Origin of the sequence: Streptomyces sp. NPDC049813, assembly GCF_044465085.1 — a bacterium.
Taxonomy (GTDB): domain Bacteria; phylum Actinomycetota; class Actinomycetes; order Streptomycetales; family Streptomycetaceae; genus Streptomyces.
In genome coordinates this window covers 241722-254680 of sequence record NZ_JBITLI010000008.1, presented here as the reverse complement: position 1 = coordinate 254680, position 12959 = coordinate 241722, and the positions used below count along the sequence as shown (strand labels likewise).

Annotated in this window: 13 protein-coding genes and 1 riboswitch; of the genes, 3 read left to right on the top strand and 10 right to left on the bottom strand. The window is 73.3% G+C overall.

Going from position 1 to position 12959, the window contains the following annotated elements:
- Window positions 1-16 precede the first annotated feature (16 nt).
- On the top strand, window positions 17-1891 hold the full coding sequence (locus ACIBW6_RS19145) for an AAA family ATPase (protein ID WP_399060974.1): 1875 nt from the start codon (window positions 17-19) through the stop codon (window positions 1889-1891).
- 25 nt (window positions 1892-1916) lie between these two features.
- Here ACIBW6_RS19145 and ACIBW6_RS19140 read toward each other — a convergent pair whose 3' ends face one another.
- From ACIBW6_RS19140 to ACIBW6_RS19100, 9 genes are all read right to left on the bottom strand, one after another.
- A complete protein-coding gene (locus ACIBW6_RS19140; RefSeq protein ID WP_399060972.1) occupies window positions 1917-2993 on the bottom strand; it encodes a hemolysin family protein in 1077 nt (358 codons plus the stop codon).
- A complete protein-coding gene (locus ACIBW6_RS19135; RefSeq protein ID WP_399060970.1) occupies window positions 2990-4327 on the bottom strand; it encodes a hemolysin family protein in 1338 nt (445 codons plus the stop codon). Before ACIBW6_RS19135 ends, ACIBW6_RS19140 begins: the two co-directional genes overlap by 4 nt.
- 225 nt (window positions 4328-4552) lie before the next feature.
- Window positions 4553-4993, bottom strand: a complete 441-nt coding sequence (locus ACIBW6_RS19130) for a PH domain-containing protein (protein WP_399060968.1) — start codon at window positions 4991-4993, stop codon at window positions 4553-4555.
- A gap of 11 nt (window positions 4994-5004) precedes the next feature.
- The gene (gene hisG, locus ACIBW6_RS19125; protein WP_399060966.1) at window positions 5005-5862 is read right to left on the bottom strand and encodes an ATP phosphoribosyltransferase; all 858 of its coding nucleotides are present in this window, start codon (window positions 5860-5862) and stop codon (window positions 5005-5007) included.
- A 52-nt stretch (window positions 5863-5914) separates the two neighbouring features.
- Window positions 5915-6187, bottom strand: a complete 273-nt coding sequence (locus ACIBW6_RS19120) for a phosphoribosyl-ATP diphosphatase (protein ID WP_361079704.1) — start codon at window positions 6185-6187, stop codon at window positions 5915-5917.
- Between the two features lie 34 nt (window positions 6188-6221).
- A complete protein-coding gene (gene ribH, locus ACIBW6_RS19115) occupies window positions 6222-6707 on the bottom strand; it encodes a 6,7-dimethyl-8-ribityllumazine synthase (protein WP_399060963.1) in 486 nt (161 codons plus the stop codon).
- Window positions 6708-6752: 45 nt separating this feature from the next.
- Window positions 6753-8042: a bifunctional 3,4-dihydroxy-2-butanone-4-phosphate synthase/GTP cyclohydrolase II gene (locus ACIBW6_RS19110; RefSeq protein ID WP_399060961.1), complete on the bottom strand. Its 1290-nt coding sequence runs from the start codon at window positions 8040-8042 to the stop codon at window positions 6753-6755.
- Complete coding sequence (locus ACIBW6_RS19105; RefSeq protein ID WP_399060959.1) at window positions 8039-8689, bottom strand: nicotinamide riboside transporter PnuC; 651 nt, start codon at window positions 8687-8689, stop codon at window positions 8039-8041. Before ACIBW6_RS19105 ends, ACIBW6_RS19110 begins: the two co-directional genes overlap by 4 nt.
- On the bottom strand, window positions 8686-9333 hold the full coding sequence (locus ACIBW6_RS19100; RefSeq protein WP_399060957.1) for a riboflavin synthase: 648 nt from the start codon (window positions 9331-9333) through the stop codon (window positions 8686-8688). Before ACIBW6_RS19100 ends, ACIBW6_RS19105 begins: the two co-directional genes overlap by 4 nt.
- 168 nt (window positions 9334-9501) lie before the next feature.
- Window positions 9502-9632: riboswitch (FMN riboswitch) on the bottom strand.
- A gap of 186 nt (window positions 9633-9818) precedes the next feature.
- On the opposite strand from ACIBW6_RS19100, the gene ACIBW6_RS19095 reads away from it, so the two are divergent.
- Entirely contained in the window at window positions 9819-10721 is a 903-nt protein-coding gene (locus tag ACIBW6_RS19095; RefSeq protein WP_399060955.1) for an RNA polymerase sigma-70 factor, read from the top strand.
- Window positions 10722-10850: 129 nt separating this feature from the next.
- Window positions 10851-11594 carry an SDR family oxidoreductase gene (locus ACIBW6_RS19090; RefSeq protein ID WP_399060953.1) on the top strand — a complete coding sequence of 248 codons (744 nt, stop codon included), beginning with the start codon at window positions 10851-10853 and terminating at the stop codon, window positions 11592-11594.
- Window positions 11595-11686: 92 nt separating this feature from the next.
- Here ACIBW6_RS19090 and ACIBW6_RS19085 read toward each other — a convergent pair whose 3' ends face one another.
- Window positions 11687-12868 (bottom strand): ROK family transcriptional regulator, encoded by a 1182-nt coding sequence (locus ACIBW6_RS19085; protein WP_399060952.1) that lies wholly within the window; start codon window positions 12866-12868, stop codon window positions 11687-11689.
- Between the last annotated feature and the right edge of the window lie 91 nt (window positions 12869-12959).

Below are 12959 nucleotides of genomic sequence, written 5' to 3'. Positions count from 1 at the left end.
GCTTGTGGGGGACGTGATGGACTTCGGCACCGGCGCGCCGACGGGCCCGGCCGACCTCGCCTGGCTGCGGGGCGTGGACGCGTACACGATGGGCGCGTACCCGCAGGCGGAGGAGGAGTTCCGGGCCGCCGTGCGGATGGACCCGGGGATGGCCGACGGCTGGCTCGGGCTGCACGCGCTGCGCATCGACACGACGACGGCGCTGCTGCGGATGTTCCGCCACCGCGACCGGTTCGGCGAGCAGCGCACGCGCCATCGCCGCACCCTCAACTCCTGGTACTGGCTGGGCTGGTGGGTGCAGCCGGTGCTTGAGCACCCGCGCGACCTACTCCTCGCGCACGCCTCGCACTGGCTGGACGGGCGCCATGTGCCGGAGCTGGACCGGGCGCTCGCGACGCTGCCGCCGGCCGAGGCCGATCCGCAGGTGCGCTTCCTGCACGCCTGCCGGGCGTACCTGGTCAAGGACTGGGACCAACTGGTGCGGCAGACCGACTCGTTGATCGACGATCCGATGCTCGGCATCGAGGCGGGCCTGTTCGGCGGGATGGCGCGGGTGCGCCTGGAGATGTACGGGCAGGCGGAGCCGCTGCTCTCCTCGGCCCTGATGCGCTGCCGCAGCGAGCAGCCGCAGCGCAAGGAGCTGCGGTACTGGCTGGCCCGGGCGCACGAGGGCACCGGCAGGTCGGCGGCCGCGATGCCGCTGTACCGGGCGGTGCACCGGGTCGATCCCGCGTTCATGGACACATCGGCGCGGCTCGCGGCGATCTCCGAGGGCGACGGGTACGGGGACTTCGCGGACGGCCCCGACCTCGCCCCGGTCACCCTGACGGGGTATCAGGACGCGCCGGACGGCGGGGAGTCGGTGGAGCCGCTGTACGCGGGTGACGGCCTCGGTCTGAAGGTCACCGAGCCCGATCTGCCGCCGCCGGGCGGCCCGGCCGCCGGGGACCCCGACATGGTGCGGGAGAAGGCGGTGGTGCCGGTCGAGGTGCCGCTGCCGGCGGGCCCCGCCGACCCGGTGCTGCTGGAGGAGGCGCTTTCCGAGCTGGAGCTGATGGTCGGCCTGGAGCCGGTCAAGCGCCAGGTCAAGGCGCTCTCGGCGCAGCTCAACATGGCACGGTTGCGCGCGGGGCAGGGGCTGCCGGTCCAGCCGCCCAAGCGCCACTTCGTCTTCTCCGGTCCCTCGGGCACCGGCAAGACGACGGTGGCCCGGATCCTCGGCCGCGTCTTCTACGCCCTGGGTCTGCTCGGCGGGGACCACCTGGTGGAGGCGCAGCGCGCGGACCTGGTCGGCGAGTACCTGGGCCAGACCGCGGTGAAGGCGAACGAGCTGATCGACTCCGCGCTGGGCGGGGTGCTGTTCGTGGACGAGGCGTACGCGCTGTCCAACTCCGGATACGGCAAGGGCGACGCGTACGGCGACGAGGCGCTCCAGGTGCTGCTGAAGCGGGCCGAGGACAACCGGGACCATCTGGTGGTCATCCTGGCCGGCTATCCGGAGGGCATGGACCGGCTGCTCGCGGCCAACCCCGGCCTGTCCTCGCGCTTCACGTCGCGGGTCGACTTCCCCTCGTACCGTCCGCTGGAGCTCACCTCGATCGGCGAGGTGCTGGCGGCGGAGAACGGGGACGCGTGGGACGAGGAGGCGCTCGACGAGCTGCGCTCCATCTCGGGGCACGTGGTGGAGCAGGGGTGGATCGACGAGCTGGGCAACGGCCGGTTCCTGCGGACGCTGTACGAGAAGTCGTGCGCCTACCGGGATCTGCGGCTCACCGGGTACCTGACGGAGCCGTCCCGGGACGACCTGGCCACGCTGCGGCTGCCCGACCTGATGCAGGCGTACGGCGAGGTGCTCTCCGGGCGGGGACCGCAGGACCCCTCCGCGCTGTAGCACGCGGCGGAGGGGCCCCGCGCGCCTACGTGAGCGCCCCCTGTTTCTCCCGGGCGCCCGGGACCTGCGGTTCGTCCCGGTGTGCCGGGTCGCGCACCTCGCCGACCAGCAGCTCCAGCACGTCCTCCAGGGCGACCAGGCCGAGGACCCGGCCCGCGGCGTCGGCGACCTGCGCCAGGTGGGTGGCGGCCCGGCGCATGACCGTCAGGGCGTCGTCCAGGGGCAGTTCGGCCCGCAGGGTCGTCATCGGCCGCCAGACCTGCTGCGGCACGGCGCGGTCCGTGCCCGGCCCCTCGATCAGGTCGAGGACGTCCTTGACGTGCAGGTAGCCCATGAAGGCGCCGCCGTCCGCGCAGACCGGGAACCGGGAGAAGCCGGTACGGGCCGTCAGCGCGATGATCTGCGCCGGGGTGACCGAGGGGCCGACCGTGACGAGGTCGGAGCGGTTCAGCAGGACGTCGGTGACCGGGCGGGAACCCAGCTCCAGGGCGTCCTCCAGGCGCTCCTGCTCCTCCGGGGCGAGCAGGCCCGCCTGTCCGGAGTCCTCCACCAGGCGGTTGAGCTGCTCGCTGGTGAAGACCGCCTCGACCTCGTCCTTGGGCTCGACCCGGAAGGCCCTGAGGACCAGGCGGGCGCAGGCGCCGAGGGCGAAGGTGACCGGCTTGCACAGCCGCGCGAAGGCGACGAGGCCCGGGCTGAACCAGAGCGCGGTCTTCTCCGGGGCCGCCATCGCCAGGTTCTTCGGCACCATCTCACCGATGACGAGGTGCAGGGAGACCACCGCCGCAAGGGCGATGACGTAGCCGAGCGGGTGGATCATCCCGTGCGGCACGTGGACCGCCTCGAAGACGGGTTCCAGGAGCCGCGCCACCGTCGGCTCGGCCACCGCGCCCAGCGTCAGCGAGCAGACGGTGATGCCGAACTGGGCGGCCGCCATCATCTGCGGCAGGTGCTCCAGGCCGTACAGGACCTGGCGGGCCCGCTTGCCGGGCAGCGGCTCGATCTGGCTGCGGCGCACCGAGACCAGGGCGAACTCCGCCCCGACGAAGAAGCCGTTGGCCAGGACGAGCAGGATCGCGAAGAACAGTTGCAGCGCGCTCATCGGACCGCCTCGAACAGGGACTGCGGGGCGTCGGCCGTACGGACGATGCGCACCCGCGCGGCCCGGTAGTGGTCGACCTGGCGCACGGCGAGCCGCCAGCCGGGCAGCTCGGCCCGGTCGCCGGGGGCGGGGATGCGGCCCAGGAGGTCGGCGACCAGGCCGGCCACCGTCTCGTAGGGGCCTTCGGGGACGTCGAGCCCTATCCGGCGCAGGACGTCGACGCGGCAGCTGCCGTCGGCGTCCCAGGCGGGCCTGCCCTCCTCGGGCGGCGCCGCCGCCAGTTCGGGCAGGCCCAGCCGGTCGTGCTCGTCGCGCACCTCCCCGACGAGCTCCTCCACGATGTCCTCCAGGGTGACGACCCCGGCCGTGCCGCCGTACTCGTCGACGACGACGGCGATGGGCTGCTCGCTGCGCAGGCGCGCGAGGAGCGGCTGGACGGGGAGGGTCTCGGGGACCAGGAGCGGGGCCTGCGCGATGCGGACGACGGGCGTGCGCAGCCGCTCGTGCGCCGACACCGCGAGGGCGTCCTTGAGGTGGACCATGCCGATGACCTCGTCGATCCGCTCCCGGTAGACCGGGAAGCGGGACAGGCCGGTGGCGCGGGTGAGGTTGACCACGTCCTCGGCGGTCGCCGAGGCCTGCAGGGCGCTGACCTTCACGCGCGGCGTCATGACGTGCTGCGCGGTCAGCTCCCCGAGGGAGAGCGTGCGCACGAAGAGGTCGGCGGTGTCCTGTTCGAGGGCGCCCGCCTGCGCGGAGTGGCGGGCCAGCGAGACCAGCTCGCCGGGGGTGCGGGCCGAGGCCAGCTCGTCGGCGGGTTCGACGCCGAGCAGCCGCACGAGGCGGTTCGCCACCGTGTTGAGCAGGGCGATGACCGGCCGGAAGAGGCGGGCGAAGGTGTGCTGGGGGCCCGCCACGAACCGGGCCACCTGGAGCGGCCGGGAGACCGCCCAGTTCTTCGGGACCAGTTCGCCGACCACCATCTGCACGGCGGCGGCCAGCAGCATGCCCACGACGACGGCGATGCCGCGCGCGGCGCCCTCGGGAATGCCGACGGCGGTGAAGGGGCCGCGCAGCAGCTCGGCGAGGGCCGGTTCGGCGAGCATGCCGACGACCAGGGAGGTGATGGTGATGCCGAGCTGGGTGCCGGAGAGCTGGAAGGAGAGTTCCTTGAGGGCGGCCACGACGGTGCGGGCGCGCTTGTCGCCGGCGTCCGCGGCCTGCTGGGCGTCCTGCCGCTCGACGGTGACGAGCCCGAACTCGGCGGCCACGAAGAATCCGTTGGCGAGGATCAGGAGGAAGGCTGCCGCGAGGAGCAGCAACGGGATGGTCATGCCGCCGCCTGGGAGGACGTGCGCGCGCGGGGCGCGCTATGTCGGGTGGGGGCGGCGCAGGTACTGCCGGACGATCCGTCCATCGCTGGAGGGAGTCACTCCTTGGTTAGCAGGAGCCCCTGGCCGCCCGTCCGGGCGCGTCAGGGGCGGGGCGGCTGATGGTGCGCGCCCCGCCACCAGATTAAGTGAGGCGGGGGCGCGGGCGTCAGGGGCCGGGGCCCCGGGTCAGTCCTGGACCGCGGTGCGGGCCTCACTCAGGGCGCGCAGCGCCCTGGCGTCGCGGATGGCGCTCTGCCGGGCGATGCCGGGCTGGATGCCCATCGCGGCGAGGCTGGTGCCGTCGGTCAGGTTCAGGAACACCCAGGGGTCGCCGGGCCGCAGGTTGACCTGGACGATCTCCGCCCAGGCGAGGCGGCGGCTGCGCGCGATGTTGACGACGGTGACCCCGTCCTCGTCGGCGACGATCCTGGGCCGCGCGAGCAGCCCGAGCACGCCCCAGAAGAGGGCCGCGGTGAAGACGAAGCTGACCTTCTCCGCCGGACTCATCGTGTCCAGGACCAGCGCGATGGCGGTGATCACGACGAAGCAGGCCGCGCCGAGCACGTGCAGGACGACGCGGGTGCCACCGGGCCGGAAGGTGACGGGAAGGGGTACGGGGTCGGGCATGCTCGCGGTCCTCAGAGCCGGCAGGCGTGGATGGCCGTGGTGAGGATGGCCCGCGCGCCCAGGGCGTACAGGTCGTCCATGATGCGCTGCGCGTCCTTGGCGGGGACCATGGCGCGCACGGCGACCCAGCCCTCGTTGTGCAGCGGGGAGACGGTCGGCGACTCCAGGCCCGGGGTGAGGGCGACGGCCCGCTCCAGGTGCTCGGCGCGGCAGTCGTAGTCCATCATCACGTACGTACGGGCGACGAGGACGCCCTGGAGGCGGCGCAGGAACTGCTGGACCTTGGGCTCGTTCTCCTCGCCCGCGCCCTCGCCCGCGCGGCGGATCACGCACGCCTCGGACGTCATGATCGGGTCGCCGAAGACCTCCAGGCCCGCGTTGCGCAGCGAGGTGCCGGTCTCGACGACGTCGGCGATGGCGTCGGCGACGCCGAGTTCGATCGCGGTCTCCACGGCGCCGTCGAGGTGCACGACGGAGGCCTCCACGCCGTGCTCGGCGAGGTACTTGCCGACGATGCCCTCGTAGGAGGTGGCGATCGTCCGGCCCGCGAGGTCGGCGAGGTCCTTGACGGCGCCGGGCCGGGAGGCGAAGCGGAAGGTGGAGCGGGCGAAGCCGAGCGGCAGGATCGCCTCGGCGTTGGCCCCCGAGTCGATCAGGAGGTCCTGGCCGGTGAGGCCGATGTCGAGCTTGCCCGAGGCCACGTAGATCGCGATGTCCTTGGGGCGCAGGTAGAAGAACTCCACCTCGTTGCCCGGGTCGACCGTGACGAGTTCCTTGGACTCCTTGCGCTGGCGGTAGCCGGCCTCATGGAGCATCGCCGACGCAGGTCCGGACAGTGAACCCTTGTTGGGGACGGCGATGCGCAGCATGAGGTCGGATTCCTTTGCGTGATGGGTGAGTTGGGCGAGCGCGGCGAGCGGCTCAGAGGTGGGCGTACACGTCGTCGAGGGAGATGCCGCGGGCGACCATCATCACCTGGACGTGGTAGAGCAGCTGCGAAATCTCCTCGGCGGCGGCTTCCTTGCCCTCGTGCTCGGCCGCCATCCAGACTTCGGCGGCCTCCTCGACGACCTTCTTGCCGATGGCATGGACGCCCTTGCCGACCAGCTCGGCGGTGCGGGAAGTGGCGGGGTCGCCGGTGGCGGCCTTCTGCTGGAGCTCGGCGAAGAGCTCCTCGAACGTCTTATTGGACATGGTGGTCCCCACTTTACGCGGCTCTCCCCCGGCCCTAACGCCAGGGCTCGGAGACGGTACGCAGCGTGGTGGCGGTGGCCACGGCGGCGGTGACCGCTTCGTGCCCCTTGTCCTCGCGGGAGCCCTCGATGCCCGCACGGTCCAGGGCCTGCTCCTCGGTGTCGCAGGTCAGCACGCCGAAGCCGACGGGGACGCCGGTGTCGACGGAGACCTGGGTGAGGCCCTGGGTGACGCCCTGGCACACGTACTCGAAGTGCGGGGTGCCGCCGCGGATGACGACGCCGAGCGCGACGATCGCGTCGTAGCCGCGGCCCGCGAGGACCTTGGCGACGACCGGCAGCTCGAAGCTGCCCGGGACGCGCAGCACGGTGGGCTCGCTGATGCCCAGCTCGGTCAGGGCGCGCAGGGCGCCGTCGACCAGACCGTCCATGACCTTCTCGTGCCACTGGGCGGCGATGACGGCCACGCGCAGGTCGCCGCAGTTCTTCACGCTCAGTTCGGGGGCACCCTTGCCGCTCACGCGCTTCTCCTCGTACGTATGTGGGTGGTTGACGGGGTCGATCGGTTACTGGTTGGTGCAGGCGGACGTCTGGGAGGCGTCCAGCCAGGGCAGGTCGTGGCCCATCCGGTCCCGCTTGGTGCGCAGGTAGCGGAGGTTGTGCTCGCCCGCGGTGACGGGCATCGGCTCGCGGGCGGTGACCGTCAGGCCGTGCCGGGTGAGGGCGTCGACCTTGTCGGGGTTGTTGGTCATCAGGCGCAGGGCGCGCACCCCGAGGTCGGTGAGGATCTGGGCGCCGGCCGCGTAGTCCCGGGCGTCGGCGGGCAGTCCGAGCTCCAGGTTGGCGTCGAGGGTGTCGCGGCCGCGCTCCTGGAGCTCGTAGGCGCGCAGCTTGGAGAGCAGGCCGATGCCGCGGCCCTCGTGTCCGCGCAGGTAGACGACGACGCCGCGGCCCTGTTCGACGATGCGGCGCATGGACTCCTCCAGCTGGGGGCCGCAGTCGCAGCGCAGCGAGTGGAAGACGTCGCCGGTGAGGCACTCGGAGTGGATGCGCACGAGGACGTCCTCGCCCGTGCCCAGGTCGCCGTGGACGAGGGCGACGTGCTCGACGCCGTCGACCGTGGAGCGGTAGCCGTACGCCGTGAACTCGCCGAGGGCGGTGGGCAGCTGGACGGTCGCCTCGCGCCTGACGGTGGGCTCGGCGGAGCGGCGGTAGGCGATCAGGTCCTCGATGGAGATGATCGTCAGGCCGTGCTTGCGGGCGAAGGGGATCAGCTCGGGCAGGCGCAGCATGACGCCGTCCTCGCCGGCGATCTCCACGATGGCGCCGGCCGGGCGCAGGCCCGCGAGCCGGGCGAGGTCGACGGCGGCCTCGGTGTGGCCGTTCCTCGCGAGGACGCCGCCGGTGCGGGCGCGCAGCGGGAAGACGTGTCCTGGCCGCACGAGGTCGCCTGGCTCGGCCGTGCCGCCGGCGAGGAGCCGGAGGGTGGTGGCGCGGTCGGCGGCGGAGATGCCGGTGGTGACGCCGTGCGCGCCGGAGGCGTCGACGGAGACGGTGAAGGCGGTCTTCATCGACTCGGTGTTGTCGCCGACCATCTGCGGCAGGTCGAGCCGGTCCAGCTCGGCGCCCTCCATGGGGGCGCAGATCAGGCCGCGGCACTCGCTCATCATGAAGGCGACGATCTCGGGCGTGATCTTCTCGGCGGCGACGACGAGGTCGCCCTCGTTCTCCCGGTCCTCGTCGTCGACGACCACGACGGGGCGGCCCGCGGCGATGTCGCGCAGGGCCTGCTCGACCGGGTCGAGGACCAGGTCGGCGTCGGCGGACACGTCGTACAGGTGGGCTGCGGTGCTCATGCGTGGGCTCCTTCGAACGCGGGGGCGGTGGCCGCGGCGGCGCGGGAGCGCAGCCACCAGTCGCGCATGCCCCACAGGACGAGCGCGCCGTAGATGACGTAGACGAAGCCGGAGAAGGCGAAGCCGTTGGCGAAGTTCAGTGGGACGCCGACGAGGTCGACGAGGAGCCAGGCGAACCAGAACTCGACCATGCCGCGCGCCTGGGCGTACATGGCGACGACGGTGCCGACGAAGATGTACGCGTCCGGCCAGGGGTCCCACGACAGCGTCGGGAACGCGGTGAACAGGCCGCCGACGGCGAGGGTGCCGAGCGCGGCGGCGCCGAGCAGGGCGCCGCGCTCGCGCCAGGTGGCGAAGCGGACGGCGATGGAGCCGTCCTGTGCCTGGCCGGTGCCGCGGGTCCACTGCCACCAGCCGAAGAGGGCGACGACGATGACGACGAGCTGCTTGCCCGCGCTGCCCGAGAGGTGGGCGGTGGCGAACGCGGTGAGCAGGATCGCGCCGGAGACCAGCTGGGCGGGCCAGGTCCACAGGGAGCGGCGCCAGCCGAGCGCGAGGGCGATCAGGCCGATCGTGTTGCCGATCATGTCCGACCAGAGGATGTGCTGGTCGAAGAGGGTGAATGCTTCGGTGTTCAGCCAGTTCACTGGGTGCCCCCCTGGGTGCCGTCCCGGCCGTCGTCCCGGCCGTCGGCCGCATAACCGAGCATCCGCTCGACGTATTTCGCGAGGACGTCGACCTCGAGGTTGACCGGGTCGCCGGGCTGCTTGAAGCCGAGCGTGGTCACGTCGAGGGTGGTGGGGATGAGGCTGAGGGTGAAGTAGTCGGCGCCGGCCTCGACGACCGTCAGGCTCACGCCGTCGACGGTGATGGAGCCCTTCTCGACGACGTACCGGGCGAGCTCCGCGGGCAGCGCGATCTTGACGATCTCCCAGTGCGCGGAGGGCAGACGCTCGATGATCGTGCCGGTGCCGTCGACGTGGCCCTGGACGATGTGGCCGCCGAAGCGGCCGTCGGCGACCATCGGGCGTTCGAGGTTGACGCGGGAGCCGGTGGTCAGCGCGCCGAGGCTGGAGCGCTTGAGGGTCTCGGCCATGACGTCGGCGGTGAACCAGTCGGCGCCGTGCTCCACGACGGTCAGACAGACGCCGTTGACCGCGATGGAGTCACCGTGCTTGGCGCCTTCGGTGACGACGGGGCCGCGGACGCGGAAGCGGGATGCCTCAACCGGGTCGCCGAGGTTCTCGACGGCCGTGATCTCGCCCAGCTCTTCGACGATTCCGGTGAACACTTCCCGGGTCCTCCCTCATGGGGCGTGGACTCCGGGGCACTGTCGTGCGACGACGACAGGAACGGGACGGGTGAGGGCACCGGGAGCGACACCGAAAGACGAGACCGGCCACGGAGGTGGACGGCACCCGGAACAGACGGCGACGCACACCATGGAGGTGTCCGCCCGCCGCGCACTGCCTCCCATCCGGACTTTAACCGTCGGTCCAGGAATTTCACCTGGTCAACCGGCCACTGGACGTGACCGGGTCGCGGACTGTAACCGCCGGTTCGGACTTTCACCGACCCCGGAGTGCGCTGCTTCTGGTACACGGCCAGTGTGCCACGTCCGGTCGACGCGCATGCCGGCGAATGCTGTGGGCTGACTCACAGGCCGTGCCGATGGTTTTCCCCGCCCGGCGGGAATAGGGCCGCGTCCGCCCCGGCGGCCGGGGCGACCTGCCTGGTGAGCGGCCCGGCCCGGGGGTGTTCTGGCAGGGTGTGGGCGTGACGACTTCGCCAGAACCCGGTGCGCGGGCCGAGGAGTTCGAGAGCCACCGTCCACGGATGTTCGGGCTCGCCTATAGGTTGCTCGGCTCCGCCGAGGAGGCGCAGGACGCCGTGCAGGACGCGTATCTGCGGCTGAGCGCCACCGAGCCGGGCTCCGTCGGGCATCTGGGCGGCTGGCTCGCCAAGGTCGTCACGAACCTCTGCCTCAACCGGCTCACCTCGGCCCGCGCGCGCCGGGAGCGGTACGCGGGGCCCTGGCTGCCCGAGCCGGTCCTCACCTCGGACGGCACGCTCGGCCCGCTGGAGTCGGCCGAGCGCCGCGACTCCGTGTCGTGCGCCCTGCTGCTGCTCCTGGAGCGGCTGACGCCGACGGAGCGGGCCGTGTACGTGCTGCGGGAGGCGTTCGCGTACGGCTACCGGGAGATCGCCGGGGTGCTCGGCCTCGGGGAGGCGAACTGCCGTCAGCTGTACCGGCGGGCCGCGGCCCGTGTCGCGGCGCCCGAACCGCGGTTCGAGGCGTCGCCGGGGGTGCACCACGCGCTGGTGGAGGCGTTCGTGGCGGCCGCGCGCGCCGGGGACCTGGCCGCCCTGGAGAAGACGCTGGCCGCCGATGTGACGTGGTGGGGCGACGGCGGCGGCAAGGTCTCCGCGGCGCGGCGGCCGGTCGCGGGGCGGGCGAAGGTGCTGCGGTTCCTCGCCGGCACCCGGGAGCGGTTCGCGGCGGGCCTGGACCTCACCGTCGCCGAGGTCAACGGGGTGGCCGCGCTGGTCGCCCACGCCGGCGGCACGGTGTCCGCCGTCGTCTCGTTCGAGGTGCGCGAGGGCGCCATCGTGACCGCGCGGGCCGTGCTGAACCCGGACAAACTGGGGTTCGTGGGGCGGCAGCTGGCCGCCGCCTGAGCGGACCGCCGGAAAAAGTCCGCCGCCGTTGTCACATCCGTGCCGCCTGCCCGGTTCTGAGCTGGCGGCGGGCGCGCCACGAGGAGGCGCCCGGCGTCCGAAGGAACGTCCGAAGGAGCTGATGCAGCGGTGACCACGATCCTGGTGACCGGCGGGACCGGAACGCTCGGCCGGCTGGTAGCGGAGCGGTTGCGCGACGGCGGGCACGAGGTGCGGGTGCTGAGCCGGCACGCCGAGCCCTACGCGGTGGACCTGCGCGAGGGCGGGCCCGCGCTGGCCCGCGCGGTCGAGGGGGTGGAGGTGGTCGTGCACTGCGCCTCGACGCCGGGCGGCGGGGACGAGCGGGCGGCGCGACAGCTGATCGGGGCCGCGCGGGCGGCCGGGGTGGGGCACCTCGTCTACATCTCCATCGTCGGCGTCGACCGGGTGCCGCTCGGCTACTACCGGGCCAAGCACGCGGTGGAGCGGCTCGTCGAGGAGTCCGGGCTCGGCTGGACGGTGCTGCGCGCGACCCAGTTCCACGAGCTGGTGCACTCGGTGCTGCGGGGGTTCGCGAAGTCACCGGTGATGCTGCTGCCCGCGGGCGTCGGCGACCAGCCGGTGGAGGTGGCCGAGGTGGCGGACCGGCTGGCCGGGCTGGCCCTCGGCGCGCCGGCCGGGCGGGTCGCGGACATGGGCGGCCCGGAGGTCCGCACGTTCCCTGACCTCGCCCGCGCGTACCTGCGCGCGACGGGCAGGCGCCGTGCGGTGCTCAGCGTCCCGCTGGCGGGCAGGACGTACCGCGCCTTCCGCGCGGGCGGCCATCTGGCTCCCGAACAGGCCGTGGGCAAGGGAACGTTCGAGGAGTACCTGGGGAGGAGCGGGGCCCGCTGAGCGCGCGGGGCGCGGTGATTCCAGGGCGGGGCCGTGGAGCCGGAGCTGGACACGTCGTCGCGTGGGGCGGGGGCCACCCACGCCGCGTGTCCTCAGGGCTGGGGCGCGGGGCCCGGCCCGAACACGTCCTCCTGGGCCGCCTCGCGGGCCATCAGCAGCGCGCCGCGCAGCACCGCACCGCCGCCGAGCGCCCCGGCCCGCACCTGTGTCACCAGTGGCGACATCGCCGCCAGCCGGTCCGCGACGCGCCGCGCCAGCGCGTCGCCCCCGGCCCGGCCGATCTCCCCGGCCAGCACCACGCAGCCGGGGTCGAGCACCGCGACCACGGCGGCGGCGCCGAGGACGACCCGGTCGGCCAGGGCGTCCAGGAAGCCGTCCGCCGCGCCCTCCACGGCGGAGCGCACCACGGCAGCGGCCCGCTCCACCGGCTGCCCGGGGTCCGCCAAGCCGTGCTCCGCGGCCAGTTCGAGGAGCGCGGCCGATCCCGCCAGGGAGTGGAAGCCGCCGCCGCAGTCGGTGGCGGAGGGGAGCCCGGCCGTCCCCGGCACGGGCAGGAACCCCACCTCGCCGGTCCCGCCGGAGGCCCCGCGGCGCAGCTTCCCGTCCAGGACGACCGCCGCCCCGATGCCGAGGCCGAGCCAGAGCAGCACGAACGTGTCCCGGTCGCGGGTGGCGCCGTCGCGCTGCTCGGCGACGGCGGCGAGGTTGGTCTCGTTCTCCACCAGCACCCGCGCGGGCAGGCGTTCCTGGAGCGCCGCGACCAGTTGCCGGTGCCACTGCGGCAGGCCGGAGGAGTCCCGCAGCTCGCCGGAGACCGGGTCGATGAGGCCGGGGGCCCCCACGCCGACCGTATGCAGACGTTCGGCGCCGGCCTCCTTCGCCGTGCGTTCCAGCAGGGCGACGGCCCGCTCGACGGCGGCGCCGGTCTCCTCTCCCTCCTCGACGGGCAGCTCCGCCCGCGCGAGCACCGCGCCCAGCAGGTCGGCGACGACGAGCCGGACGCCCTCGGTGCGCACGTCGAGCGCCGCGAGGTGCGCGCGGTCGGCGACGATCCCGTACAGCCGGGCGTTCGGACCGCGCCGCTGGGCGCCGCTCTCCCCGACGACCGCGACCAGACCGGAGGCCGTGAGCCGCTCGACGAGGTCGGCGACGGTGGGCCGGGAGAGGCCGGTGAGGTCCTTCAACTGGCCTGCCGTGAGCGGGCCTCGGTCCTGGAGGAAGCGCAGCGCGAGGCGGTCGTTGATGGCGCGGGCGGTCCTCGGCGATGCGGGCATGGCCGGATCCTACGCCGAAACGGGGTAACTATCAGGCAGGGTTCCTGATAGTTTACGGCCGCGCCGCGTCACCGCCACGCGCATACCGACG

Excerpts from the sequence above, each read along its gene's own strand:
- ACIBW6_RS19110 (WP_399060961.1), bottom strand. The coding sequence starts at position 8,042 with ATGAGCACCGCAGCCCACCTGTACGACGTGTCCGCCGACGCCGACCTG.
- ACIBW6_RS19135 (WP_399060970.1), bottom strand. The coding sequence starts at position 4,327 with ATGACCATCCCGTTGCTGCTCCTCGCGGCAGCCTTCCTCCTGATCCTC.
- ACIBW6_RS19145 (WP_399060974.1), top strand. The coding sequence starts at position 17 with ATGGACTTCGGCACCGGCGCGCCGACGGGCCCGGCCGACCTCGCCTGG.
- hisG (WP_399060966.1), bottom strand. The coding sequence starts at position 5,862 with ATGCTGCGCATCGCCGTCCCCAACAAGGGTTCACTGTCCGGACCTGCG.
- ACIBW6_RS19085 (WP_399060952.1), bottom strand. The coding sequence starts at position 12,868 with ATGCCCGCATCGCCGAGGACCGCCCGCGCCATCAACGACCGCCTCGCG.
- ACIBW6_RS19130 (WP_399060968.1), bottom strand. The coding sequence starts at position 4,993 with ATGCCCGACCCCGTACCCCTTCCCGTCACCTTCCGGCCCGGTGGCACC.
- ACIBW6_RS19140 (WP_399060972.1), bottom strand. The coding sequence starts at position 2,993 with ATGAGCGCGCTGCAACTGTTCTTCGCGATCCTGCTCGTCCTGGCCAAC.
- ACIBW6_RS19120 (WP_361079704.1), bottom strand. The coding sequence starts at position 6,187 with ATGTCCAATAAGACGTTCGAGGAGCTCTTCGCCGAGCTCCAGCAGAAG.